We start from the raw sequence: 25,289 nt of genomic DNA, 5'->3' as shown, positions 1-25,289 counted from the left end.
GGGCAGAACGTGGAACCCATGCGGTGGACTTCCTCTCCTACGGCGGCGGTGCCGTCACCGGCACATACGACCGTCCCAACAGCGGAAGCCGCCTTCGCATTCCCGGTGTCCGTGCCGCCCCCGGTGTCCCGGGCGCCTCAGCGCAGGGAACCGGTCCAGCGCACGACCGCGTCCGTGACGACCCGCAGGGCGTCCTCCTGAGTGAGGTCCGCCCGCCGGGGCACGGCGAATCCGTGGTCGGCCTGCGCCACCTCGACCAGTTCGTGGGGCCCCTCGGGGAACTCGGCCGGCTTGCCGAAGGGGTCGTTGCCGCCCTGCACGACGAGCGTGGGCACGCCCGCGCCCAGCAGCTCCGGCGCGCGGGACTTCTCCGGCTTGCCCGGCGGGTGCAGGGGGAAGCTGAGCGCGAGCACGGCGTGGGCGCCCAGCTCGGTGGCGGTGCGGCAGGCGACGCGGGCCCCGGCGCTGCGGCCGCCCGAGATCACCGGCACTCCCGGCTCGGCCAGCGCGGGCCAGATCCCGCGCCAGCCGGTGTCCAGGGTCTTCGGCGCCGGGGCGAGCTTCTTGCCGGCCACGCGCCAGGGCTGTTCGACGAGGGCGACGGTCACGCCGCGGGCGGGCAGGACGGCGGCGAGCGCCACGAGGTCGCGGGCCTCGATGCCGCCACCCGCGCCGTGGCTCACGGCGAGGACGAGCCGGGCGCGGCCGGGCGCGCGGTGCCAGGTGATCCGGGCGGTGCCCGTGTCGGTCTCGACGTCCTGGGTCGGCGCGGTGGTGTCGTTGGTCACGTCAGAAGAGTGTGCCCTCTTCGGGCGCGGCCAGCTCCTTCAGCAGCTCCGGTCCGTTGTTGCGGACGTTGCTGACGGCGGTGCCGACCGGGTAGGCGCGCATCAGTCCGGGCGGCGGCGGGGCCAGCAGCGCGCGCAGGTCGTCGGGGTCGGTCCTGGCCGGGTCGAGCCAGGCGTCCCAGCGGTCCGGGGTGAGCATCAGCGGCATCCGCGGGTGGATCTCGGCGAGGGCGTGCGGGCCGTCCGCCGGGGCCACGGCCAGCGGGCTCGTCTCCGCCTCGGTGGTGATCACGGAGCAGGTCACCCACCAGGCCTGGGGGTGGTCGTCGGGCAGCGTGCCGTCCCGCCAGAACTCGTACAGTCCGGCCATGGCGAACACCGAGCCGTCGGCCGGCGTCACGAAGTACGGCTGCTTGCGGGGCCGCTTCTTCTTTCCCTCGACCTCCAGGTCCCGCTCCTGCTTGCCGGTGACCCACTCGTAGTAGCCGTCGGCGGGCAGGATGCAGCGGCGGGAGGAGAAGGCGCGGCGGTAGGACGGCTTCTCGTGCACGGTCTCCGCGCGGGCGTTGATCATCCGGGCGCCGCCCTCGGGGGTCTTGGACCAGGACGGCACCAGTCCCCACTTCAGCTTGCGCAGCTGCCGAACCGGGCGCGGGTCCTCGGCGTCCTTCACGGCACGGTCGAGGACGGCGTAGACCTCCTTGGTCGGCGCCACGTTGTAGTCCGCCTCCAGGGTCTCCTCGGGCTCCCAGTTCTCGATCTCGAAGATCCCGGCGAGATCCTCGGGCCTCCGACTCGCTGCATACCGTCCGCACATACGTGCAACACTGCCAGACTCCGAACGCGCAGAGGGAGCGATCCGAAACACATGGCAAGCATGGTCAGCACCGCGTCCGTGTCCTTGATGTCCCTCGGCTCCCTGTGGGACGAGGTCTCGGGCACCCAGCCCGATCCGGACCTGTGGGTGATCGTCGTGACGCTGGTGGCCGCCGCTGCCGTGGTCGTGCCGCAGGCGCCCTGGCGGCTGGCCCGCAACGCCGTCACCATCGCCCACGAGGGCGGCCACGGCCTGGTGGCACTGCTCACCGGCCGCACGCTGACCGGGATACGCCTGCACTCGGACACCAGCGGCCTGACCGTGAGCCGGGGCAAGCCGACGGGCATCGGCATGATCCTCACGGCCGCCGCCGGCTACACCGCTCCCCCGCTGCTGGGCCTCGGCGGGGCCGCGCTGCTCGGCGCCGGCCGCATCACGCTGCTGCTGTGGCTGGCCACGGTGCTGCTGCTGGCGGTGCTGGTGATGATCCGCAACGCCTACGGGGCGGTGTCGGTGCTGGTCACCGGGGCCACGTTCGTCCTGGTGTCCTGGCTGACGGGCCCCCAGGTGCAGGCGGCGTTCGCGTACGCGGTGGTGTGGTTCCTGCTGCTCGGCGGCGTACGCCCCGCGTTCGAGCTCCAGTCCAAGCGGGCCCACGGCGGCGCCGGCGACTCGGACGCGGACCAGCTGTCCCGGCTGACACACGTACCGGCGGGCCTGTGGCTGTTCCTGTTCCACGCGGTGTCCCTCTCCGCACTCCTGGGCGGAGGCCGCTGGCTCCTGGGCCTGTGACCAAGGACGCCACAGGCCGGCGCCCGGGGCCGGACGGGTGGGCGGGGCCGCGTGTGGGCGGTCGGTGGGCGGTCCGGTCGGTGGCGGGGGCCGGTGGGCGGGGCGTGTTCCGGGTGGCGGGCACGGCGCGGCCTGTCTCCTTACCTCCTTATAAAGTGGCCCCATGGCCCCGAATCCCACGCACACCGCCCTCTGGCCCGCCCCGCACGCGAGCGGAGCCGTCGACGCGACGGTCCACGTGCCCGGGTCCAAGTCGGTCACGAACCGCGCCCTGGTCCTCGCCGCCCTCGCCTCCGAGCCGGGCTGGCTGCGCCGCCCGCTGCGCTCGCGCGACACGCTGCTGATGGCGGACGCGCTGCGGGCCATGGGTGTGGAGATCGAGGAGGGGGTCGGGCCCGACGGGACCGGCGAGGCCTGGCGGGTCGTCCCGGCCGGCCTGCACGGCCCGGCCACCGTGGACGTGGGCAACGCGGGCACGGTGATGCGGTTCCTGCCGCCGGTGGCCACCCTGGCCGACGGCCCCGTCCGCTTCGACGGCGACCCGCGCTCGCACGAGCGTCCCCTGAACGGCGTCATCGACGCGCTGCGCACGCTCGGCGCCCGGATCGACGACGACGACCGCGGCGCGCTGCCGATGACGGTGCACGGCGGGGGCGCGCTGGAGGGCGGGACCGTGGAGGTCGACGCCTCCTCGTCCTCGCAGTTCGTCAGCGCGCTGCTGCTGTCGGCGCCGCGCTTCAACCAGGGCGTGGAGGTCCGGCACACGGGCGCGACGCTGCCGTCGATGCCACACATCCGGATGACCGTCGACATGCTCCGCACGGTGGGCGCCCAGGTCGACACCCCCGAGGCGGGCGGTGAGCCGAACGTCTGGCGGGTCACGCCGGGTGCCCTGCTGGGCCGGGACCTGACCGTCGAGCCGGACCTGTCCAACGCGCAGCCGTTCCTCGCGGCCGCGCTGGTCACCGGCGGCAAGGTGGTGATCCCCGACTGGCCCGCGCGGACCACCCAGCCCGGTGACCGGCTGCGGGAGATCTTCACCGAGATGGGCGGCTCCTGCGAGCTGACCGAGTACGGGCTGGTCTTCACCGGCTCCGGCGCGGTGCACGGCATCGACGTGGACCTCGGCGAGGTCGGCGAGCTGACGCCTGGCGTCGCGGCCGTCGCGGCCCTCGCGGACTCCCCCTCGACCCTGCGGGGCGTGGCCCATCTGCGGCTGCACGAGACGGACCGGCTGGCCGCGCTCACCAAGGAGATCAACGAGCTGGGCGGCGACGTCACCGAGACGGCCGACGGCCTGCACATCCGCCCGCGGCGGCTGCACGGCGGCGTCTTCCACACCTACGAGGACCACCGCATGGCCACCGCCGGTGCGATCATCGGCCTGGCGGTCGAGGGAGTGCAGATCGAGAACGTGGCGACCACGGCGAAGACCCTTCCGGACTTCCCCGAGCTGTGGACCGGGATGCTCGGGGCGTAGGGGTACACCATGCGCCGCTACGGCAAGCACACCGACGAGGACGACATCCGCTCCCGCCCCAACCGCAAGGGCAACCGGCCGCGCACCCACATCCGGCCCAAGCACGAGGACGCCGCCGAGGGCATGGTCCTCACGGTCGACCGGGGCCGGCTGACGTGCCTGGTCGAGGACCGGGTCATCACCGCGATGAAGGCCCGCGAACTGGGCCGCAAGGCGGCCGTGGTGGGCGACCGGGTCGCCATCGTCGGCGACCTGTCCGGCAAGAAGGACACCCTCGCCAGGATCGTGCGGATCGAGGAGCGCTCGTCGGTGCTGCGCCGTACCGCCGACGACGACGATCCCTACGAGCGGGTGGTCGTGGCCAACGCCGACCAGCTCGCGGTGGTCACCGCCCTCGCCGACCCCGAGCCCCGGCCGCGGCTGATCGACCGCTGCCTGGTCGCCGCCTTCGACGGCGGACTCGAGCCGCTGCTGGTCCTCACCAAGTCCGACCTCGCGCCCCCGGACAAGCTGCTGGAGCTGTACGGCGCGCTCGACATCCCGTACGTCGTCACCAGCCGCGCGGAGCTGGAGAGCGGCGAGGCGGTGGAGCGGGTGCGCGAGCAGCTCGACGGGCGGATCACGGCGTTCGTGGGGCATTCCGGCGTCGGCAAGACGACCCTGGTGAACGCGCTCGTCCCGGAGGACCGGCGGCGGATCACCGGGCACGTCAACGCGGTGACCGGACGCGGCCGGCACACCACCACGTCCGCGCTGGCGCTGCCGCTCGCGGGTGACGACGGCTGGGTGATCGACACCCCGGGCGTGCGGTCCTTCGGGCTGGCGCACGTCGACCCGTCACGGGTGATCCACGCCTTCCCCGACCTGGAGCCGGGCACGGAGGGCTGTCCGCGCGCGTGCAGCCACGACGAGCCGGACTGCGCACTGGACGCCTGGGTGGAGGAGGGTCACGCGGACCCGGCCCGGCTGTACTCGCTGCGACGGCTGCTCGCCTCGCGGCACCACGCCGACGGGGAATGACCTCCGCCGGGTTTGCCCTGCCCCGCCGCCGGTAAGTGCATAATCGCACCGAGCCGGACACGAACCTGACGAAGCGGTCACTGTACGCGGGGAATGCGGGAGGACTTCACATGGCGTGGCTGCTGGTCATCGTCGCCGGGTTGCTCGAGACCGGTTTCGCCGTGTGTCTGAAGCTGTCGCACGGCTTCACCCGGCTCTGGCCCACCATCGCCTTCTGCGCGTTCGCGCTCGGCAGCTTCGGACTGCTGACCCTGGCACTGAAGAAGCTGGACGTGGGACCGGCGTACGCGGTGTGGACGGGTATCGGGGCGGCGGGGACGGCCATCTACGGGATGGTGTTCCTCGACGACCTGGTGTCGACGCTGAAGATCGTCTCGATCAGCCTGGTGATCCTCGGTGTGATCGGACTGCAGCTCTCGGGCTCCGCGCACTGAGCGGTGCCCCTGTTTTGGCATGATTCGTCCGCAGGGCCTCTTACGGCACCGGGTGGCGGTGCAGGGCGGCCCGGACCAACTCGGCGACCCCGTCGTCCGGCGGGGGCGCGACGACGCAGGACAGCGCGAGGCGGATCACGAGCTCGCAGGACCGCGCCAGGTCGGCGGTGTCGCCCCGCGCGTACCCGGGCCCCGCGAGCACGGCGACGGCCCGGTCGCGGACCAGGTGGACGAGGTCGGCGGGTGAGGGCAGGGGCCCGTCGGCGCGGCGCTGCGCGGGCAGGGCGGACCCGGACGGCACGGCCGCGAGGGCCGGCGCGGGCAGGCGTTCGCTCCAGCAGCCGGTGAGCATGGCGCGCACCAGGGCGTTCCCGCGGGCGCTCGCCGTGGTCCACTCTGCGGTCGCGGTGAGCCGGTCGCGCGGGTCGGTGTGGGCGGTGAGGGCGCGGTCGACGCCGGCCAGGTAGCCGTCGGCCTCCCGGCGCACCAGGGCGCGGGCGAGGCCGCCCTTGCTGCCGAACTCGTTGTAGAGCGTCTGGCGGGAGACCCCGGCCGCGGCGGCCACGTCCACCATCCGCACCGCGGCCCACGGCCGACGGGCCAGGGCGGTGTACGCGGCGTCCAGCAGAGATTCCCGCGCTGCGGGCATCATCGCCTCCCTCGGGGCGAGCGGCCGACCCTGCGGTTAGATTTGACGCGCCGTCGGGCACTGTCAAGGGGTCGCGGAACCGGCCCCCGGTGGCCCGGAACCGATCTCGGCCGATACCGTTCGGGGCATGCCCGACTACCTCGACGACCTGCGTCTCGCCCATGTCCTCGCGGACGCCGCCGACGCCGCGACCATGGACCGGTTCAAGGCTCTCGACCTCAAGGTGGAGACCAAACCCGACATGACGCCGGTGAGCGAGGCGGACAAGGCCGCCGAGGAGCTCATCCGCGGCCACCTCAAGCGCGCCCGCCCGAGGGACGCGGTCCTGGGCGAGGAGTACGGCGTCGAGGGCACCGGACCGCGGCGCTGGGTGATCGACCCGATCGACGGCACCAAGAACTACGTGCGGGGCGTCCCCGTGTGGGCCACGCTGATCTCCCTGATGGAGGCCGGCGAGGGCGGGTTCCAGCCGGTCGTGGGCGTCGTCTCCGCCCCCGCCCTGGGCCGCCGCTGGTGGGCGGCGAAGGGGCACGGCGCCTACGCCGGGCGCAGCCTGTCGTCGGCCACCCGGCTGCGGGTCTCCCAGGTGTCCCGCATCTCCGACGCCTCCTTCGCGTACTCCTCGCTCACCGGCTGGGAGGAGCAGGGACGGCTGGACGGCTTCCTCGACCTCACCCGCGAGGTATGGCGCACGCGCGCGTACGGCGACTTCTGGCCGTACATGATGGTCGCCGAGGGGTCGGTCGACCTGTGCGCGGAGCCGGAGCTGTCGCTGTGGGACATGGCGGCCACGGCGATCGTGGTGACGGAGGCCGGCGGCACCTTCACCGGGCTCGACGGCCGCCCGGGCCCGCACAGCGGCAACGCCGCCGCGTCGAACGGCCTGCTGCACGACGAGCTGCTGGGGTATCTCAACCAGCGCTACTGAGCAGGCCGGAGATCGCGCACGCGCTCCCGACCGGCCGCGTGCGCCCTCTTGTTGACCCCCGCTTTGCCTGCCACTCTGAGAGTTCCCCCACTTGTGAACTTGTGAATTCACGAACGAGCGGGCCACCTGGCCCGTGACCTCGTGTTTTCCGGTAGGAGGTGGCTCCATCCATGCTCGTCCGTGACGCCATGAGCACCGTGGTTCTGACCATCGGCCCCGCCCACACGCTCCGCCAGGCCGCCGCCCTGATGTCCGCGCGCCGGGTGGGCGCGGCCGTGGTCCTCGATCCCGACGGCATCGGCATCGGCATCCTCACCGAACGGGACGTCCTCAACTCCGTCGGCCTCGGCCAGGATCCGGACGCCGAACGCGCCCACGCCCACACCACCACCGACGTCGTCTTCGCCGCCCCCTCCTGGACCGTCGAGGAGGCGGCGGGCGCCATGGCCCACGGAGGCTTCCGTCATCTGATCGTCCTCGACCGGGGTGAGCCCGCGGGCATCGTCTCGGTCCGGGACATCATCCGGCTCTGGGCACCGGCGCGGCAGCCGGCCCAGCAGGTGCCGGCCTGACCGCACGCGGAACGGGCCGGACCCCCGAAGGGAGTCCGGCCCGTCGATCGACAAGCGGTCCAGCGCTGGAAATCAGCCGCGCAGGGCCTGCACCGCGGCCTCCAGCCGCTTGCCGAAGTCCTCGTCCGCCTGACGGAAGTTATTGATCGCGCGCTCTGCGATGTCGTCGCGTGTCACACCCGAGATGGCGTTCGCCAGGTTGTTGACCAGGCGCTCCTTCTCGTCCTCGGTCATCAGCCGGTACAGGTTGCCCGCCTGGACGAAGTCGTTGTCCTCGGCGTGGACGGGCGTGACCGTCTCGCCGGTGACCCCGTTGAGGGCGACGGGCTGCCACAGCGCGCGGTCCGTCTGGAACGGGCCGCCGAAGCTGTTCGGCTCGTAGTTCTTCGCGCCCTTGTGACGGCCGTCGTACAGGTAGCCGTCACGGGAGTGGGTGCGCGCCTCGGTGGCGTGCGGGCGGTTCACCGGCAGGTGGTCGGCGTTGATGCCGACGCGGTAGCGGTGGGCGTCGCCGTACGCGAAGAGACGGCCCTGGAGCATCTTGTCCGGGGAGGGACCGATGCCCGGCACGAAGTGGGCGGGGCTGAAGATCGACTGCTCGACCTCGGCGAAGACGTTCTCCGGGTTGCGGTTGAGCTCCAGCTTGCCGAACTCGATCAGCGGGTAGTCCGCGTGCGGCCAGACCTTGGTCAGGTCGAACGGGTTGAAGCGGTAGGTCGCCGCCTCGGCCACCGGCATGATCTGGACGGACACGGTCCAGGACGGGAACTCGCCCCGCTCGATGGCCTCGCGCAGGTCGCGCTGGTGGGAGTCGGGGTCCTTGCCCGCGAGGACCTCGGCCTCCTCGGCGGTCAGGTTCTTGATGCCCTGGTCCGTCTTGAAGTGGTACTTGACCCAGAAGGCCTCGCCGGCCTCGTTGTTCCACTGGTAGGTGTGCGAGCCGAAGCCGTCCATGTGGCGGTAGGACGCCGGGATGCCGCGGTCACCGAACAGCCAGGTCACCTGGTGCGTGGACTCGGGCGACAGACCCCAGAAGTCGAAGACGTTGTCCGCCTCCTGCGAGCCGGTGTACGGGTCGCGCTTCTGGGTGTGGATGAAGTCGGGGAACTTGATGGCGTCCCGGATGAAGAACACCGGGGTGTTGTTGCCGACGAGGTCGTAGTTGCCCTCCTCGGTGTAGAACTTCAGCGCGAAACCGCGCGGGTCACGCACGGCGTCGGCGGCACCCAGGTTGCCCGCCACGGTCGAGAAGCGCAGGAAGACCTCGGTCTCCTTGCCCACCTCGGACAGGAACGCGGCCCGGGTGTACTTCGTGACGTCGGCGGTCACCTTGAAGGTGCCGTACGCGCCGGCGCCGCGGGCGTGCACCACGCGCTCCGGGATGCGCTCACGGTTGAAGTGGGCCAGCTTCTCGAGCAGGAGCTGGTCCTGGACGAGGACCGGGCCGCCGACGCCCGCGGTCTCGCTGTTCTGGTTGTCGGCGACCGGAGCTCCGGCCTCCGTCGTAAGCGGTCCCTGCGTCACGTGCGCCTCCTGCGTCATTACTGCAACTTGTGCCTTGGCTAAAGCCGAGCTCGATCCTACAATGGACATTGTCTAAGTCAAGTAAAGCTCCAAAGTCACACCCGTTCGGGGTTCGACTCCCCCCTGCTGTTAGGCTGGTGCCTATGAGTGACCTTCTGGAACGGCTTCGCGGACGTGGTTGGCGGATGACCGCGCAGCGCCGTGTGGTGGCCGAGGTCCTCGACGGCGAACACGTCCACCTGACGGCCGACGAGGTGCACGCCAGAGCTGTCGCCAAGCTGCCCGAGATCTCCCGGGCGACCGTCTACAACACCCTGGGCGAACTGGTCTCGCTCGGCGAGGTGTTGGAGGTCGCCACGGACAAGCGGGCCAAGCGCTACGACCCGAACGCGCACCGCCCCCATCACCACCTGGTGTGCGCGCGGTGCGGAGCGATCCGCGACGTCCACCCGACCGGCAACCCGCTGGCCGACCTCCCCGCCACGGAGCGGTTCGGTTTCACGGTGTCCGACGTCGAGGTGACGTACCGCGGTCTCTGCCCGAACTGCGCGGCGGCCTAGCCCGCACCCGACGCACGAAGCCTCGGCCCCCTGAGGGTGCCGGGGCTTTTCGTCGGGCTCGCGCCGAGCGCTCCGCTGTCGTACGCATACGACCGAGGGCCGGAACCCTTTCGGATTCCGGCCCTCGGCCTTCAGTAGCGGGGACAGGATTTGAACCTGCGACCTCTGGGTTATGAGCCCAGCGAGCTACCGAGCTGCTCCACCCCGCGGCGATGTCTCAAACCTACGTCAAGGTGCCCGACAGAAGCAAATCCATTACCTGAGGGAGCACCCATGGGGCGCGGGCCTATGCGTAAGGGGGCCGGCAGCTCAGTCCTCCAGGGGTGCGGGGAACCGCGCGAAGGGCCCGGGACGGCGCCCCACAGGGGCGGGGAACTGCGCGAAGGGGGTCAAGGGGGCGGAGCCCCCGAAACCGCCCGCGCTAGGCGGACAGCTCCTCCCGAAGCGCGTCCCGCAACCGCGTCGCCCGTTCCTTGACCGCCTGAGGCCCCAGCTCAGCCGCCCGGTCCGCCCACCGCTGCCCCTCCGCCAGTTCGCCACGGCGGGCGTACACCAGAGCCAGCCGCAGCGCCGCACGCCCGTGCCCCGCGTCCGCCGCCCGCGTCCACCACACCGCCGCCTCCGGCTCGCTCCCCTCCCGGGCCAGCAGCAGCCCCAGATTGAAGGCGCCGTTGCGCGAGCCCGCCTCCGCGGCCTCCCGGTACCACCGGGCCGCCTCGACGACGTCCCCGCGCGCCGCGGCCAGCATGCCGACCCGCACCTGGGCACGCCGGTGCCCCTGGGTGGCCGCCCGCTCGTACCACTCCTCGCACTCGCTGCGCCGGTGCACCGGCTCCCCCAGCTCGTGCGCGGGCTCCGGCGGCCGGCGGGCGTCCAGCACCGTCGCCAGCCGGTACGCCGCCTCCGCGCTGCCGCCGCCCGCCGCGCACCGCAGGAACCGCTCGGCCTCGCCCTCCTCGCCGTCCCGCAGCCGCGCCATGCCGACCTGGAGCGCCGCCTCGGTGTGCCCGGCACCCGCCGCCCGCTCGTACCAGCGCAGCGCGGCCCGCTCCTCGCCCCGCCCGGCGTGCAGGATGCCGAGGTTGAAGGCGGCGTCGACGCTGCCGGCCTCCGCGGCCTTGGAGAACCACGGCTCCGCGCCGGTCTCGTCCCCGGCGCGCAGCAGCAGGATCGCCAGCGCGTTCGCCGCCTCGCGGTGACCGGCGTAGGCGGCACGGCGGTACCACTGCTCGGCCTGGGTGGTGCGCCCCTGGTCGGCGCAGAGCAGCCCGAGGTTGTAGGCGCCGTTGATGTCGCCGGCGTCCATGGCGGCCCGGTACCACCGCTCGGCGGTCTGCGTCTCGCCCCGCTCCGCGTGCAGCGCGCCCAGCGCGTTGGCGGCGTTGCCGTCGCCGTCCTGCGCCGCCCGCAGCCACCACACGGCGGCGTTCTCGGTGTCCCCGGCGTCGCGCAGCAGGAAGCCCAGCGCGCACGCGGCGCGCGGCTCGCCGTCCTTGGCGGAGGTCAGGTACCAGCGCCCGGCCTCCTTCAGCTCGCCGCGGTTCTCCAGGATCGTGCCCAGGTGCAGGGCGGCCCGGCGGTGGCCGCGTGCGGCGGCCTGCCGGTACCACTGCTCGGCCTCCTCGACCAGCACGGCCCCGGCGTCGGCGGACTCGCGCGTGGCCCGGCGGTCCAGGGCCCGGGCGAGCCGGTAGGCGCCCTCCCGGTGTCCGCGCTCCGCGGCGGCCCGCATCCAGCGCTCGCTGCCCTCCGCGTCGCCCCGGTGCTCCAGGAGGTCGGCGAGGGCGTACGCGCCGAGGGTGTGGCCCTGCTCGGCGGACTGACGCAGCCAGTACTCGGCGGCGGGTTCGTCCCCGCGCTCGCGGTGGTGGCGGCCGAGCGCGTGGGCCGCCGCCGTGGAACCGGCGACGGCGGCGATCCGCCACCATCCGGCTGCCTCGTCGGGGTAGCCCCGCTGATGCAGCAGGACGCCCAGGTTGTTGGCGGCGGCGCGGTCGCCCGCGGCGGTGGCGGCACGCAGATGGGGTTCGGCACCGTCGAGGTCACCACGGCGCAGCAGCATCGCGCCGAGGACGCTCATCGCCTCGACGTCGCCGGCCTCGGCGGCGAGCCGGCGGCGCAGCTCCTCCGCCGCCTCGTCGGCCGCTTCCCCCGTCTCGCGAGGGGTTTCCTCCCGGGGGGAGGACTGCACAAAACGCCCTGACTCGAACAGAGTTGCCTTGTCCCCCATACCATCCATCGTCGCACCACCTGCAACCTGGGTACACCTGGTATACCGCAGTCAGTGAGGTCACTTCAGCGTTTTGTCGACATGCCCACAGAGAGACAAGTCAAACACAGATCGCTCAACTCCCGTCGGCGGCAGGGCCGTCGAAGAGGCGGGCACATGCGTTCGCCCACCACAAAGGCCCGGATTCCCTTGGGAATCCGGGCCTTTGATGTCGCTTCCGCGACTTCAGTAGCGGGGACAGGATTTGAACCTGCGACCTCTGGGTTATGAGCCCAGCGAGCTACCGAGCTGCTCCACCCCGCGCCGTTGTGTTGCAACCGTAGCACGGCGCGGGGTGGGCCTGTGACCAGGTCTCCTGGTCAGCTGTTCGCCCGTGGACCCGAGCCCGGGTCCGCGCTCGGGCTGCTCCGTGCGCCGCCGGCCCCTCCGGCCCCGCCGGGCTGCGCCTCCTCGGCCCTGCGCAGCGCGTCCTCGAGGTCCTTCTGCGCCCGGCCGTAGGCCTCCCAGTCGTTGTTCTTCAGGGCTTCCTGGCCGGCCTCGAAGGCCTTCTGCGCGTCGTTCAGGGCCTCCTGGACCGTCGAGGGCTGTTCCGTGCTCGGCGGGGGCGTGGTGCCCTCGTCCGTGCCTTCGTCCTCGCCCTCGTCGGCCGGCGGCTCGACGGGTGTGCCCTCGCCGCCGAAGACCTTGTCGAGCGCCTGCTCCAGGGTGTCCTCGAACGCCGTCTGGCCGCCGTAGGTCACCAGCACCTTGCGCAGCAGCGGGTACTTCAGCCCGCCACCGCGGACGTAGACCGGTTCCACGTAGAGCAGTCCGCCGTCGAGCGGGACGGTCAGCAGGTTGCCGTACTCGACCTCGGAGTCGCCGCCTCTCAGCAGCCTGATCGTCTCGGCGATGTCCTGCTGGGAGTTGAACTGGCTCTGCACCTGCTTGGGTCCGGAGACCGTGGTGCTGGTCGGCAGTTTCAGGATTCTGATCTTGCCGTAGTCCTCGGTGCCCGGATCGGCGTTGACCGCCATGAACGCGCTCAGGTTGTCACGGCCGTTCGGCGTGAACGTCGTGGTGAGCGAGAACACCTGTTCCTGCTGGTCCGGCATCCGCATGCTCAGGTAGTACGGCGGGACCGTCTCGCCCGTCTTGTTCGTCGGGTCGTCCGGCACCTGCCAGACCTCGCTGCCGGAGAGGAACGTGTTGGCGTCCTTCACGTGGTAGCGGGTGAGCAGCTCACGCTGGACCTTGAACAGGTCCTGCGGGTACCGCAGGTGGTCCATCAGGTCCCGGGAGATCTCGCTCCGCGGCTCCACGGTGTCCGGGAACGCCTTCATCCACGTCTTGAGGACGGGGTCCTGGGTGTCCCACTGGTAGAGCTTGACCTCGCCGCTGTACGCGTCGACGGTCGCCTTGACCGAGTTGCGGATGTAGTTGACCTGGTTCTGCTGGGCCACCACCGTCCGCTGGTCGTTGGTCGCGGTCAGCGAGTCGGCCGTGGTGTCGCCCAGCGTCGTACGGGACGCGTACGGGTAGCCGTTGGTGGTCGTGTAGGCGTCGACGATCCACTGGATCCGGCCGCCCACGACCGCCGGGTAGGCGTCGCCGTCGATGGTCAGCCACGGCGCGATCGCCTCGACGCGCTCCTTGGGCGTGCGGTTGTACAGGATCCGCGAACCCTCGCCGATGGCACCGGAGTAGAGGATCTGCGGCTCGCTGAACGCCACCGCGTAGGCGGCCCGGTTGACCGGGTTGTCGAGGTTGACGCCGCTGTCGCCCTGGTAGCTGTACGTCTTCTCGCCGCTGTCGTCGGAGTAGTCGATCTCCTTCTGGGGACCGCCGACGATGGAGTACGTGGTCGTCCGCTCGCCGTAGTAGACGCGCTGCTCGTACGTGCCGAGATCGCCCTTGGACGGCAGGTCGGACTCGGTGAACGCCGGGCGCCCGCCGGAGTCGGCACTGGTGCCCTCCGCGGCCACGGCACCGTAGCCGTGGGTGTAGCGGAAGTGGTCGTTGATCCAGTTCCGCTTCGGGATGCCGTTGTAGTTCAGCTCGCGCAGGCCGATGACGGTGTCCTGCTCCTTGCCGTCCTTGGGGTAGCGGTCGACGTCCAGGTTGGTCGGGAACGCGTAGTAGTTCCTGATCTGCTGGAGCTGCTGGAACGTCGGGGACACGATGTTCGGGTCCATGATGCGGATGCTGGCCGCGCCCGCCACGTCGTCCCGCAGCTTGGCCTGGTCCTTGGTGGTGGCCGTGCCCGGGTAGTCGGTGACCTGCGAGTCGCCGATCCCGTAGGCCTCACGCGTGGCCGCGAGGTTCTTCTCGACGTACGGCGCTTCCTTGGCCTGCTCGTTGGGCTGGACCTGGAACTTCTGCACGATCGCCGGGTACAGGCCACCGATGAGGATCGCCGACAGCACCATCAGGCCGAAGCCGATGACCGGCAGCTGCCAGGTGCGCCGCCACAGGGTGGCGAAGAACAGCAGCGCGCAGATCACGGCGATGCAGAACAGGATCGTCTTGGCCGGCAGGTAGGCGTTGGCGTCGACGTACCGCAGGCCGGTCCAACTGTCGGTGGCCTTGAAGTCACTGGACTTCACGGCCAGTCCGTACCGGTCGAGCCAGTACGCGACGGCCTTCAGCGCGACGAAGATGCCGAGCAGCACCGACAGGTGCCCGGTGGCCGCGGCCGTGGCGCGCGCGCCGGGGCTCGTGATGCGCAGCCCGCCGTACAGGTAGTGGGTGAGCGCGGCGGCGATCAGGCCCAGGATGGCGGCCGCGAAGCCGAAGCCGAGCAGGAACCGGTACCAGGGCAGGTCGAAGGCGTAGAAGGAGACGTCCAGATGGAACTGGGGGTCCTTCTGCCCGAAGGACACGCCGTTGACCCACATCAGCCAGGTGCGCCACTGGCTCGACGCCGAGGCACCCGCGATCAGGCCCACCAGCGCGGTGATGCCGAGCAGCAGCCACTTCTTGTACGGGGCGATGCCCATGCGGTACCGGTCGAGGTTCTGCTGCTCCATCGACATGGCGCTCAGCGGCGGCCGCAGGCGGTGTGCAAGCCAGATGTTGAAGCCGACCGCGACGGCCATCAGCAGACCGAAGACGAGGAAAAGCCCGATCTTGGTCCACAGGGTCGTGGTGAACACCGACGAGTAGTTGACCGAGCGGTACCACAGCCAGTCGGTCCAGAACCCCGCGAACATGGTGAACACCATGCCGAGGACGGCAAGGACGCCCAGTGTCATGAGCAAGGTCCGGACCCGTCGGGACGGCCGGCCCACTCTGATCCGTGGCCCCGTCGGGCCTCCGCCGCGGTCCGGCATCTGGAAAGCCAAGGTAGGCACCTCGAAGTTCGCTGTTGATTCGTCGAGCCCGCGTCTTCACGGACCGTTCGTGGCCCCCCGTGATCGTGGGCCCACACCTATGCAACTTACTCACGCTTTACTCGGTTCCCGATTCCGGCCGGGAACGAGAGAGGATTGTGACCATGTCCAACACACCCATGGCCGCGAACCCGCTCACCCGGGCCGTACTCGAGATCGACGAGTACGTCTCCGGACTGGGCTGGGACCAGCCCGCCCGCCTGTTCGCACTCGTAGACACTGCCCGGCTTCGGGCGGAACAGCCCTCCCTCGCGGGCAAGCTCGGCCTGGACGGCGAGCAGGAGTCCGCCGCCCTCACCCCGATCGAGCAGGACGAGATCCCGACGGGCAAACCCCTCGACGAGTTCCTCGGCACCATCGCCTGGCCTGACGCCGTGACCGGCTGCGCCCTCACCGTGGAGCGGCTGATGCTGCCGCCGTCCGCAGAGGCCCAGGTCCCCGAGGGCCTCGACGAGGCCGCGCTCACCAAGTGGGTGGCCGAGCACCCGGAGCGGCAGGAGGTGCGGATGACGGTCGCGGTGCTGCGCGACGGCGCGCGCGAGTCGGCGCTGCGGCTGCGGGAGAAGGACTCCCCCACCGAGGTGCTCACCGGCTCCGATCTGGTGCCGGGTCTGGCGCAGGCCCTGACGGCGACGTTCGAGGAGTAGCCGGTCCGGTCAGGACGCGGAGCACGACGGCAGGTCGGCGGTGTCGCCCGCGCGGATGTCCTTCAGGGCGCCCAGGGCGTCGTCGATGGTGGCGACCTTCACCAGGGTGAGGCCCTCGGGGGTGTCCTCGGCGGCGGACGCGCAGTTCTCGGCGGGCGTGAGGAAGTACTCGGCGCCCTTGCTGCGCGCGCCGACCGTCTTCATCTCGATGCCGCCGATCGGCCCGACCTTGCCGTCGTCGTCGATCGTGCCGGTGCCCGCGACGAACTCACCGCCGGTCAAGCTGCCGGGGGTGAGCTTGTCGTAGATGCCGAGGGCGAACATCAGACCGGCGCTCGGGCCGCCGACGTCGGCGAGCTTGATGTCGACGGAGAACGGGAAGGTGTGGTCGGTACCCGCCGAGATACCGACGACGGCGCGCTTCTCGCCTGCGTCGTCGGAGGCGCGGGTGGTGATCGTCACCTTCTCGGTCCGCGTCGCCGTCCGCTTCTCCTTCTCGGCGGCCGCCTGCTCCTTGGCCGGCACGATCGTGAAGACCACGTCCTCGCCCGGCCGGTGCTCGGTCACCAGCTCGGCGACGTCGGTCGGCTCCTTCACGGCCTTGCCGTCGACGGCCTTGATCACGTCGCCCGCGTGCAGCCTGCCCTCGGCGGGCGCGTCCTTGACGACGGTCGAGACGATCACCCAGGACTTCACCGGGACGCCGAGTTCCTTCAGCGCCGCGACCTTGGCGCTCTCCTGGGACTGGCTGAACTCCTCGGCGTTCTCCTGGGTCGACTCCTCCTCCGTCTTACCGTCCGGGTAGAGGGTGTCGTGGGGGACGACCTTGGTGTCGTGCGCGAGCCAGCCGTAGACGGCCTCGACGAGGTTCATCCGGTACTCGGCGCTGGTGACCCGCACGGTGGTCATGTTGAGGTGACCGTCCGTCGGGTAGGTCTTGTGCCCCGCGATCTGCAGCACCGGCTCGCCGTCGTGCTCACCCAGCGTGTTCACCGTCGGCCCCGGCGACATCTCCGCGTAGGGCACCGGGATGAAGACTCCCACGCACAGGAGCGCGATCAGCATCAGGGTGGAGGCGAGCATCGTCGCCGTACGGCGTGGCATGCCTCGACAGTACGGGACGGACCTGTCAGCGCACCGTCAGGGCCGCCCGGACGGGCGGCCCCGACCACGCCACCGGTCACGACCCGCCGTTCCCTCGCTCAGCCGCCCGAGCGGGGCTTCTCCATGGCCTCCCGGAAACGGGCATATCCGATGAGTTCCGGGCCGTCACCGCGTACCTTGCGGGTCCGGTTGGCCCAACTGCCCCACAGTCCCGCTCCTATCGCGGCCACCAGCGGAATCAGCAACCAGGCAAGCGCCGCCATGCCGACCTCCCAACCCCATGAGCGTCCGCAACACTGACTGATCAGCAGATTAACCATCCGCAGTGACAACGCTCACCTCAGGGGTGCGGTTACGCAACCGCACAGAACGGGCGTACTAGACGCCGACCCACTCCTCGGTGCCGTCGGAGAAACGCTGGTGCTTCCAGATGGGCACCCCGTGCTTGATGTCGTCGACGAGCCGGCGGCAGGCCTCGAACGCCTCACCCCGGTGCGCGCACGACACGGCGGCGACCACGGCGAGGTCCCCGATCCTCAGGTCCCCCACCCGGTGGGCCGCGGCCAGGGCCCGCACGGGGAAGTCCGCGGCGACCTTCTCCGCGATCCGCCGCATCTCGTCCTCGGCGCTCGGATGGCAGGAGTAGCCGAGCTCGTCCACGTCGGCGCCGCCGTCGTGGTTGCGCACGGTCCCCACGAAGAGCGCCGTGCCGCCGGCCGCGTCGTCGCCGACCGCGCGCAGGATCTCGTCCACCGACAGCGCGGTGTCGCGCATCGCGATCAGCTTGATCGGGTCCTGGGCGGGCTGCTCACCGGGGTGGTCCGTCACGGGTGCCATGCCCCCATCGTGCCCCACCCCGCCGACAGCGCGGAACCGCCGGATCGCCCGGTACGCGCGCGTGGTGCTTCGGAGGGTTCTCCGAACGCGCGGTGCGGAGGCTCCCGCGAGGGGGCCGGTCGGGTCAGATCCGCCGGCGCGCCTTCCGGGCCCGGCGCACCACCGCCGCGGCGCCGAGCAGCGCCACCGTGGCCCCCGCCGCGCCCGCGGCCGTCGCGTCCTTGCGGCCCAGCCGGCGGCCCGCGACCGTGTGCCGCCCGGAGACCTCGTCGAGCAGTTGCGCGAGCACCTCCTCGTTGGTGTACGCCGGACGCCACCCGGCGTCGTGCAGCCTGCTGCCGCTGATCACCCAGGGGTACATGGTGTAGGCCAGGTCCCCGGCCGGGGACGGGGTGAGCCCGATGCGGTGCAGCCGGGCCGCCGCGCCGAGCGCCACCGCCGACGGCAGCTCCATCCGGCGGATCCCGCTGAGCTCCTCGACCTCTTCCTGTTCCAGCCAGCCGTCGCAGCCGACGGCCAGCTCGCCGTCGACCTTCTCCAGCACGGCGTACTCCAGGGCGCTGCACAGGTCGTCGACGTGGCAGAACTGCCACGCGGGCCGCGAGCCCGCCACCACCAGCAGCCGGGGCGACTCGAAGTACCTGGTCAGCGCGGTGTCGGTGCCGCCCACCAGCACGGCGGGGCGGACCACGGTGACATTGAGCCCGGGATGCGCGCGGGGCGCCCGGCGGGCCAGCCGTTCGATCTCCAGGAGGTCGCCGACGCCGGTGGCCTCCGCGGTGGCGCGCAGTTCCGCGTCCTCCGCCAGCGGCAGCTCGTTGTCCGGCAGAGCGCCGTAGACCATGGTCGAGGTGCAGAGCACCACCCGGTGCACACCGGCGGCCGCGGCGGCGGTCAGCACCGTCTGCGTGCCGCGCACGTTGTAGGCCGTCCGGGCGGCGGCGTCGGTCTCCAGGTCCAGGTCGAGGGCCAGGTGGACGACCACGTCGGCCCCGCGCAGCCGGTCCGCGATCGCGGGATCCCGGACGTCCAGGATGTGCCACTCGGCCTCGGCGCACTCGCCGCGCCGCTCGTCGATGGCGACGACCTGCTTGACCTCCTCTGACGCGGCGAGCCGCGCGGTCAGCAGGGCGCCGACGCCGGAAGCCGCTCCGGTGACCGCGACGACGGGCCCGCGGGGCGGAGGACTGGTTGACTTGTTTCGCGCTGCGCGAACCTGCGGATCTGGGGAACTCACCGGGCGTCTCCAGCGGTTGTCTTCAGTACGAGCGCGGGCGACGCGTACGTACCAGGTGGCATCCATCCTGCCGCAGGCCCTCTGTCGGCGAAGCACCGAGGCCCGAACCGCTTCAGGTGTCTACGCTGGGTGGTGTTGTCGGGCAGCCGTGCCGCCGGAAAGAACCGGTGGCCCTACAAGCCGAGGAAACCCGTGAGTGACACCCCATTCGGATTCGGCCTTCCGCCGGAGGAGCCGGACGACGGCGACGAAGGCAAGAAGAAGGACCCGCAGAGCGGCGGTGGTCAGGGCCCGGCCAACCCGTTCGGCTTCGGCATGCCCGGAGCGGGCGGCTTTGGCGGCCCGGGCGCGGACAATCCGTTCGCCGCGATGTTCGGGTCGATGAACCCTGGCGACCTGGGAGCCGCGTTCCAGCAGCTCGGCCAGATGCTCTCCTACGAGGGCGGGCCGGTGAACTGGGACATGGCCAAGCAGATCGCCCGGCAGACGGTCGCCCAGGGAACCTCCCAGGGTTCCAAGGACGCCAGCGTCGGCCCGGCCGAGCGCAAGGCCGTGGAGGACGCCGTCCGTCTGGCCGACCTGTGGCTGGACGACGCCACCTCCCTGCCGTCCGGCGCGAACTCCGCCGTGGCCTGGAGCCGCGCGGAGTGGGTCGAGGCGACCCTGCCGGCCTGGCGTGAGCTGGTCGACCCGGTCGCCGAGCGTGTCGGCAACGCCATGGGCGACGTCCTGCCGGAAGAGATGCAGGCCATGGCCGGCCCGCTGATCGGCATGATGCGTTCCATGGGCGGCGCCATGTTCGGCACGCAGATCGGGCAGGCCGTGGGCGTGCTCGCCGGTGAGGTCGTCGGCTCGTCCGACATCGGCCTGCCGCTGGGTCCGGCCGGCCGGGCCGCGCTGCTGCCGCTGAACATCGAGACCTTCGGCAAGGACCTGGGCGTCCCGAAGGAGGAGGTCCGGCTGTACCTCGCCCTGCGCGAGGCCGCCCACCAGCGGCTCTTCGCGCACGTCCCGTGGCTGCGGTCGCATCTGTTCGGCGCGGTCGACGGTTACGCCCGGGGCATCAAGGTCGACACCGGCAAGCTGGAGGACGTGGTCGGCCAGTTCGACCCGCAGAACCCTGAGCAGCTGCAGGAGGCCCTTCAGCAGGGCATGTTCCAGCCTGAGGACACGCCCGAGCAGAAGGCGGCCCTGGCCCGGCTGGAGACGGCGCTGGCCCTCGTCGAGGGCTGGGTGGACGCGGTCGTGCACGCGGCGGCCAAGCCGCGGCTGTCGTCGGCGGACGCCCTGCGGGAGACCCTGCGCCGCCGGCGCGCCTCGGGCGGTCCCGCCGAGCAGACGTTCGCCACGCTGATCGGTCTGGAGCTGCGTCCGCGGCGGCTGCGCGACGCCTCGCGCCTGTGGGCCTCGCTCACCGACGCACGCGGGGTCGACGGCCGGGACGCCCTGTGGGCCCACCCGGACATGCTGCCGACGGCCACCGACCTGGACGACCCGGACGGCTTCGTGCACCGGGAGCAGATCGACTTCTCCGAGCTGGACAAGATGCTCGGTGAGGCCGCCGGCAAGCCCGACCTGCGCAAGAAGGACGCGGAAGACGCCACGGACGCGGACGCCACGGACCAGAGCGACGAGGGCGGAAAGGGCGACGAGAGCAAGGGCGACGACACCGAGTGAGCCTGTACGACGACGCGGTGCTGGTCCTCAAGGCGTACGAGGACCAGCCCGAACTGCGGGACGCCTACCTGGAGCACCTCGCCGCGCATCCGGACGGCCTGTGGAAGGCGTGCGGGGCGGGTCACGTCACGGCGAGCGCCCTGGTGGTCGACCCTGAGCGCGGCCGGGTCCTGCTGACCCTGCACCGCAAGCTGCGGATGTGGCTGCAGATGGGCGGCCACTGCGAGCCCGGCGACGCCACGCTGGCCGCGGCGGCCCTGCGGGAGGCGACCGAGGAGTCCGGCGTGACGGGGCTGACGCTCCTCGCGGGCGGTCCCGTGCGGCTCGACCGGCATCCCATCCCGCCGCCCTGCCACTGCCACTTCGACGTCCAGTACGCGGCCCTGGCCGCCCCGGACGCCGTCCACGCGGTCAGCGACGAGTCCCTCGACGTGCGCTGGTTCCCGTACGACGAGGTGCCGTCCGTGGCGGACGACTCGGTCGTACGGCTGCTCGACGCGACCCGCGCGAGACTCGGGGCCTGACACGGACGAAGGGCCGCCCCCTCCCTGGGCGCGGCCCTTCTCGTGTGTCCGGGGCTCTCAGCTCCAGACGTTGCCCTGGTTCTGGCCGCGGGCGCCCTGCTGGCCCATGCCGTACTGCGCGGCGAGGCCGCCGCCGATCTGGGCGTTCTGCGGAGGCAGCAGTTCACTCGGCTGGACCAACGCGAACCCGTTGCCCATGAAGCTGAGCTCCCAGCCCTCGCCGGTGTTGCCGCGGCGGCGCCACACCCCGGAGGAGTGCGTCTGGGCCTGCATCTGCACCCGCAGTGACGTGGACCAGGCGACGATGGCGTCGGCGTCGCAGTTGACGTACTTGTCCGGCGTCACCTGGAGCAGCAGCGGCATGCCCGAGGTCATCAGCGCGACCTTGCCGCGGCCGGTGATGTTGAGCTGGTACTTCCCGGAACCCGAGATGCCGTACAGGCTGTCGACGGCGATGACCTCGTGGTGCAGCGAGGAGTCCATCGCCAGGACGTAACTGCTGTCGACGGTCAGGCCGTCCTGGTCCACGTCCATGATGTGGACACGCTGGGCGAGGTTGGCGAGGTAGACGGTGCCCTGCCCGTGGCAGCGCATCAGGTCAAGGCCCTCACCCGTGTGCGCTCGCGCGCGGGCGGCGCTGTTGCCCTGGAACTCGGCGTCGAACTCGACGAGTCCCTGGTAGGCGACCATGGTGCCCTTGCGGGCGAGGACGTCGTCGTGGCCCTCGAGGCCGACCCGCAGCATCTGCTGGTTCTGCAGACTCCAGCGCTCCTGGGTCTGCTGGTCGTTGTAGGCGAAAATTGGGCTCTGCATGGTGTGGTTGCTCCCCCTCAGCCCCGGAACCGAAGACGGTCGGTGCTGTCCTCACTGGGCTGGACGACGACGATGCCCTGACCGGAGAAGGCCATCTGGTAGGCCTCGCCGCTGCCGCGGCCGATCAGCGACTGGGCGCGGAAGCTGCGCTTGCCCTTCACCTTGAGGTTCGGGGACCAGGCGACCAGGGCGTCCGGGTCGACGTACGTCTCGTCCTCGCCGCCTCCGCAGTCGACGACGATGGGCTTGCCGCGCGAGGTCAGCGCGACCCAGCCCTGGCCGGAGATCTTGGTGTTCCACAGGCCCTGCCCGGCGAACTTGGCCAGGCCCTTGACCCGCTCCACACCCCAGGTGAGGTGGGCGTCGAAGGCGAGCAGGTTGGTGGCGTTGACGGAGATGCCGTCGCCGTTGAGGTTGATCACGACGACGTTGGCGCCGTAGTCGGCGAGGTAGAGCAGGCCGTCGCCGGAGCACTTCATCAGGGGCGCGCCCTCACCGGTGAGCCAGTCCTTCGCGATCTGGCGGACGGCCGGCGGGTTGGGCTCGTACTGGACGAACCCTTCGTAGGCGACCATCGACCCGACGCGCGCGAGGAGGTCGTTCCCGGTCTGCATGGCGACCTTCAGCATGTGGTTGCCGTGGTTCTCCATGCGGGCGGTGACGGGGGCGGGGGCGTAGCCCGCGAGTGGCTGGTTCATGACGGGCTCCCTCAGATCTCGTACGGCTGGACGACGATGAAGTTGCCGGGGGCGCCCCGGAACTGCAGGTTCACGCTTTCCCCGGTGTCGCCGGGGTAGGAGTTGCGGCGCATCCGCACCTGGCTGGAGACGACCACCTGGGCGGCGGCCGACCAGGCGACCACGGCGTTGCAGTCGGCGAACGTGGTGGGTGTCACCGGCAGCACCACGGGCGTGCCGTGCGTCTTCACGACGATCGTGCCGGTGCCCTGGAATTGCATCGTGAACAGCGCGCCGCCGGGGATGCCGTGCCCCTCGATGCGGCGGATCTCGTGTTGGAGGCCCTCGTCGAAGGCGAGGACGTTCTCCGCGGAGACGCACACGGCGTCGCCCTGGAGCTCGATCGGGTGCAGCATCGTGGAGTTCTCGGCGAAGAACACCTGTCCCTGGCCGGTGCAGCGCATCAGCTGCATCTCCTGGCCGGTGGCGTTGCCCGCGAGGCGGCCGGTGAAGCCGGCGCCCTTGTAGCTGAAGTCGACCTTGCCCTGGTAGAGCACCATGCTGCCCTGCCGGGCGAGCACGGGCTGGCCGCCGATGCCGAGGTCGGCGCGGACCAGCTTCTTGTTCTGCTGGGTCCAGCGCTGTCCGGTGGGCGTCTCCTTGTACGTCTGGAGCGCGCCGAGCACACCGGCGGCCTGCGGGGCACCCTGCGGCATCCCTTGCGGCATGCCCTGGGGCGCGCCGTAGGGGGCCTGCTGGTGGGGCACCTGGCCGGGCGGGGGCTGATGGCCGTAACCGGGCGGCGGGGCGGGAGCCTGGGGGGCGACGGGCGGCTGACCGTAGCCCGGCGGCGGCGCGGGGGCTCCCGGAGGCGCCGCGGGCTGGCCGTAGCCGGGCGGGGGCGGCGCGGCCTGCGGCGGCGCGGGTGGCTGGCCGTAGCCCGGGGGCGTCTGGCCGAGGGGGGCGGGAGCCGGGGCCGGGGGCGGCACCGGCGCGCCTCCGGGCGGCGTGTGCATGGGCGCGACGATCGTGGGCGCGGAATGCACCGGCGGCGGCGGCGCGGCGGGCGCGGGGGCCGGCGGGGGTGCGAAGCCCTGAGCGGCGGGCTGCGGCGCGGGGGCCGGGGCGGGAGCTGCGCCTCCGGGGACGCCGAACGCGGGCGGGGCGAATCCGGGCGCGGCCTGCCGGGCCTGCGGCTGCGGGGCCGGCTGCGGCTCGGGCGCAGCGGGCTCGTCGTCGGCCACCTCGCCGCCGAAGTTGCGCAGCAGCGCGTCCAGCCCGCCGTCGAAGCCCTGGCCGACGGCGGCGAACCGCCACACGTCCTTGAAGTAGAAGTCGCCGAGCATCACGGCCCGCTCGGTGGAGAACTCCGAGCCGCTGAACGGGTACCGCGCCACTTCCTCGCCGCCCGCGACGATACGGATGTACCCGGGCCCGACCTGCGACATCTGCCCGGCGCCGTCGATCGTCGCCGTGAAGGACAGCTTCCGGATCTGCTGCGGAATCTGGTCCAGCGTGACGCGGAAGGACTCCGTGTCGCCCGCCTGGGCACCCAGGAGCTGGATGGACTCCTCGGGGGACTTCGGCTGGTTGTAGAAGACGAAGTACCGGTCGTCGGAGAGCCGTTCGTCGGCGTCGAGCCCGAAGCAGCTGATGTCGAAGCTGAGCCCCGGGCCGGAGACCTGTACTCCTACGTACAGGTCCGTACCCGCGGTGAGGTCACTGATCCTGGCCTTGTGGCCGCGTTGGAATTCCCTGGCCATGCGTACGACCGTCCCCCATCCCGAATGTGAGTGCGTCGCGCCAGGCTAACGGCAATCCCGGACACCGGAAGCAGTCGGTACAGACCCGGTACACAACGCGCGGGCGCCCTCGCGCCGCGTTCACCTCGGGCGGGGGTCACTCGTCCCGGGCGCCCGGGACGTGCGGCAGCCGCTCGGCCGCGACCACGCCCTCGAGGTAGCCGCGGGCCCGTTCGGTGCGGGGGTAGGCCTCCAGCAGCCGCCAGAAGCGGGGGCCGTGCCCGGGGACCAGGAGGTGGGCCAGCTCGTGGCAGAGCACGTAGTCGACGACGTACTCCGGCATGCCCTGGAGCCGGTGGGACAGCCGGATGCTCCCCTCGGCCGGCGTGCACGAGCCCCAGCGCGTGTTCTGGTTGGTCACCCAGCGCACCGAGTCGGGGCGGGCCCGGCCGTCGAAGTACTGCTCCGACAGTCGCCGCGCGCGCTCGGCCAGCTCGGCGTCGCCGAGGGTGCGTTTGCTCTCCTGGGCGGCGAGCTTGTCGAGCATGACGCTCACCCAGCGCTGCTCCTCGGCCTCGGACATCCGGGCGGGGATGAGCACGACGGTGCGATCGCCCTCGCGGTACGCGGAGACCGTTCTACGTCTGCGGGAGCTCCTGCGGACCTCGATCGCGCTCGCCCGTGAGCCGTCCGTCGGCTGGCTCGTCGCGCTGCGCTGTGGTGTTCCGGCGCGGTGCAGTGGGTCGGCGGGCACGCCCCGACCGTACCCGCTGCACCCGGGGAAGTCCCGGCTCCGGGACGGTTCTCCGGCGATCCCGTCACCGGGCGCCGGATTTGTACGACGAATTCGGGCTCCTGTGGACAAC

Annotated in this window: 24 protein-coding genes and 2 tRNA genes; 10 read left to right on the top strand and 16 right to left on the bottom strand. The window is 71.7% G+C overall.

Features of this window, described 5'->3' with window-relative positions; all coding sequences use genetic code 11:
• Positions 1-137: 137 nt before the first annotated feature.
• On the bottom strand, positions 138-788 hold the full coding sequence (locus B100_RS0110570) for an alpha/beta family hydrolase (RefSeq protein ID WP_024884404.1): 651 nt from the start codon (positions 786-788) through the stop codon (positions 138-140).
• Between the two features lies 1 nt (position 789).
• Positions 790-1,605: an SOS response-associated peptidase gene (locus B100_RS0110565; protein WP_024884403.1), complete on the bottom strand. Its 816-nt coding sequence runs from the start codon at positions 1,603-1,605 to the stop codon at positions 790-792.
• Between the two features lie 60 nt (positions 1,606-1,665).
• Here B100_RS0110565 and B100_RS0110560 point away from each other — a divergent pair, with 60 nt between their 5' ends.
• From B100_RS0110560 to B100_RS0110545, 4 genes are all read left to right on the top strand, one after another.
• Positions 1,666-2,397, top strand: coding sequence for a M50 family metallopeptidase (locus B100_RS0110560; protein ID WP_024884402.1), 732 nt, complete (start codon positions 1,666-1,668; stop codon positions 2,395-2,397).
• A 163-nt stretch (positions 2,398-2,560) separates the two neighbouring features.
• Complete coding sequence (aroA, locus tag B100_RS0110555; RefSeq protein WP_024884401.1) at positions 2,561-3,877, top strand: 3-phosphoshikimate 1-carboxyvinyltransferase; 1,317 nt, start codon at positions 2,561-2,563, stop codon at positions 3,875-3,877.
• A gap of 9 nt (positions 3,878-3,886) precedes the next feature.
• On the top strand, positions 3,887-4,897 hold the full coding sequence (gene rsgA / locus B100_RS0110550; RefSeq protein WP_024884400.1) for a ribosome small subunit-dependent GTPase A: 1,011 nt from the start codon (positions 3,887-3,889) through the stop codon (positions 4,895-4,897).
• A 110-nt stretch (positions 4,898-5,007) separates the two neighbouring features.
• Positions 5,008-5,331: a DMT family transporter gene (locus B100_RS0110545; protein ID WP_024884399.1), complete on the top strand. Its 324-nt coding sequence runs from the start codon at positions 5,008-5,010 to the stop codon at positions 5,329-5,331.
• 40 nt (positions 5,332-5,371) lie between these two features.
• Here the strand turns inward: B100_RS0110545 and B100_RS0110540 are convergent, their stop codons facing one another.
• A complete protein-coding gene (locus B100_RS0110540) occupies positions 5,372-5,983 on the bottom strand; it encodes a TetR/AcrR family transcriptional regulator (protein ID WP_024884398.1) in 612 nt (203 codons plus the stop codon).
• Positions 5,984-6,107: 124 nt separating this feature from the next.
• On the opposite strand from B100_RS0110540, the gene hisN reads away from it, so the two are divergent.
• A complete protein-coding gene (gene hisN, locus B100_RS0110535) occupies positions 6,108-6,908 on the top strand; it encodes a histidinol-phosphatase (RefSeq protein WP_024884397.1) in 801 nt (266 codons plus the stop codon).
• Positions 6,909-7,078: 170 nt separating this feature from the next.
• Positions 7,079-7,480, top strand: coding sequence for a CBS domain-containing protein (locus B100_RS0110530; RefSeq protein ID WP_024884396.1), 402 nt, complete (start codon positions 7,079-7,081; stop codon positions 7,478-7,480).
• 72 nt (positions 7,481-7,552) lie between these two features.
• Here the strand turns inward: B100_RS0110530 and B100_RS0110525 are convergent, their stop codons facing one another.
• Positions 7,553-9,004, bottom strand: coding sequence for a catalase (locus B100_RS0110525; protein WP_024884395.1), 1,452 nt, complete (start codon positions 9,002-9,004; stop codon positions 7,553-7,555).
• A 143-nt stretch (positions 9,005-9,147) separates the two neighbouring features.
• On the opposite strand from B100_RS0110525, the gene B100_RS0110520 reads away from it, so the two are divergent.
• Positions 9,148-9,564: a Fur family transcriptional regulator gene (locus B100_RS0110520; protein ID WP_024884394.1), complete on the top strand. Its 417-nt coding sequence runs from the start codon at positions 9,148-9,150 to the stop codon at positions 9,562-9,564.
• Between the two features lie 135 nt (positions 9,565-9,699).
• Here B100_RS0110520 and B100_RS0110515 read toward each other — a convergent pair.
• The 4 genes from B100_RS0110515 to B100_RS0110500 all read right to left on the bottom strand — a co-directional run bounded on the left by B100_RS0110515 (position 9,700) and on the right by B100_RS0110500 (position 15,105).
• A tRNA-Met gene (locus B100_RS0110515) sits at positions 9,700-9,773 on the bottom strand.
• 212 nt (positions 9,774-9,985) lie between these two features.
• Positions 9,986-11,803 (bottom strand): tetratricopeptide repeat protein, encoded by a 1,818-nt coding sequence (locus B100_RS0110510; RefSeq protein ID WP_199785233.1) that lies wholly within the window; start codon positions 11,801-11,803, stop codon positions 9,986-9,988.
• A 220-nt stretch (positions 11,804-12,023) separates the two neighbouring features.
• Positions 12,024-12,097, bottom strand: a tRNA-Met gene (locus B100_RS0110505).
• Between the two features lie 56 nt (positions 12,098-12,153).
• Positions 12,154-15,105 (bottom strand): UPF0182 family membrane protein, encoded by a 2,952-nt coding sequence (locus B100_RS0110500; RefSeq protein WP_486585622.1) that lies wholly within the window; start codon positions 15,103-15,105, stop codon positions 12,154-12,156.
• A gap of 164 nt (positions 15,106-15,269) precedes the next feature.
• On the opposite strand from B100_RS0110500, the gene B100_RS0110495 reads away from it, so the two are divergent.
• Complete coding sequence (locus B100_RS0110495) at positions 15,270-15,812, top strand: PPA1309 family protein (RefSeq protein ID WP_024884391.1); 543 nt, start codon at positions 15,270-15,272, stop codon at positions 15,810-15,812.
• A 9-nt stretch (positions 15,813-15,821) separates the two neighbouring features.
• Here B100_RS0110495 and B100_RS0110490 read toward each other — a convergent pair whose 3' ends face one another.
• The 4 genes from B100_RS0110490 to B100_RS0110480 all read right to left on the bottom strand — a co-directional run bounded on the left by B100_RS0110490 (position 15,822) and on the right by B100_RS0110480 (position 18,990).
• On the bottom strand, positions 15,822-16,916 hold the full coding sequence (locus tag B100_RS0110490; RefSeq protein WP_024884390.1) for a YlbL family protein: 1,095 nt from the start codon (positions 16,914-16,916) through the stop codon (positions 15,822-15,824).
• Positions 16,917-17,014: 98 nt separating this feature from the next.
• Positions 17,015-17,179 (bottom strand): hypothetical protein, encoded by a 165-nt coding sequence (locus B100_RS37230; RefSeq protein ID WP_199785232.1) that lies wholly within the window; start codon positions 17,177-17,179, stop codon positions 17,015-17,017.
• Positions 17,180-17,294: 115 nt separating this feature from the next.
• Positions 17,295-17,753, bottom strand: a complete 459-nt coding sequence (locus B100_RS0110485; RefSeq protein ID WP_024884389.1) for a molybdopterin synthase catalytic subunit — start codon at positions 17,751-17,753, stop codon at positions 17,295-17,297.
• Positions 17,754-17,877: 124 nt separating this feature from the next.
• Entirely contained in the window at positions 17,878-18,990 is a 1,113-nt protein-coding gene (locus B100_RS0110480; RefSeq protein ID WP_024884388.1) for an SDR family oxidoreductase, read from the bottom strand.
• A 192-nt stretch (positions 18,991-19,182) separates the two neighbouring features.
• Between B100_RS0110480 and B100_RS0110475 the strand changes: the two genes are divergently transcribed.
• Positions 19,183-20,667, top strand: coding sequence for a zinc-dependent metalloprotease (locus tag B100_RS0110475; protein WP_024884387.1), 1,485 nt, complete (start codon positions 19,183-19,185; stop codon positions 20,665-20,667).
• Positions 20,664-21,191 carry an NUDIX hydrolase gene (locus tag B100_RS0110470; RefSeq protein ID WP_024884386.1) on the top strand — a complete coding sequence of 176 codons (528 nt, stop codon included), beginning with the start codon at positions 20,664-20,666 and terminating at the stop codon, positions 21,189-21,191. The genes B100_RS0110475 and B100_RS0110470 overlap by 4 nt, the downstream gene beginning before the upstream one ends.
• A gap of 57 nt (positions 21,192-21,248) precedes the next feature.
• On the opposite strand, the gene B100_RS0110465 is transcribed toward B100_RS0110470, so the two are convergent.
• From B100_RS0110465 to B100_RS33860, 4 genes are all read right to left on the bottom strand, one after another.
• The gene (locus B100_RS0110465; RefSeq protein WP_024884385.1) at positions 21,249-22,004 is read right to left on the bottom strand and encodes an AIM24 family protein; all 756 of its coding nucleotides are present in this window, start codon (positions 22,002-22,004) and stop codon (positions 21,249-21,251) included.
• A gap of 17 nt (positions 22,005-22,021) precedes the next feature.
• On the bottom strand, positions 22,022-22,702 hold the full coding sequence (locus B100_RS0110460; RefSeq protein WP_024884384.1) for an AIM24 family protein: 681 nt from the start codon (positions 22,700-22,702) through the stop codon (positions 22,022-22,024).
• Positions 22,703-22,713: 11 nt separating this feature from the next.
• A complete protein-coding gene (locus B100_RS0110455; RefSeq protein WP_024884383.1) occupies positions 22,714-24,444 on the bottom strand; it encodes a TerD family protein in 1,731 nt (576 codons plus the stop codon).
• A 136-nt stretch (positions 24,445-24,580) separates the two neighbouring features.
• Positions 24,581-25,177: a M48 metallopeptidase family protein gene (locus B100_RS33860; protein WP_037722577.1), complete on the bottom strand. Its 597-nt coding sequence runs from the start codon at positions 25,175-25,177 to the stop codon at positions 24,581-24,583.
• Positions 25,178-25,289: the final 112 nt, after the last annotated feature.

The organism is Streptomyces sp. CNH189, assembly GCF_000527195.1.
The sequence above is the reverse complement of the archived record's forward strand: the minus strand, read 5'-3'. Positions and strand labels throughout refer to the sequence as shown.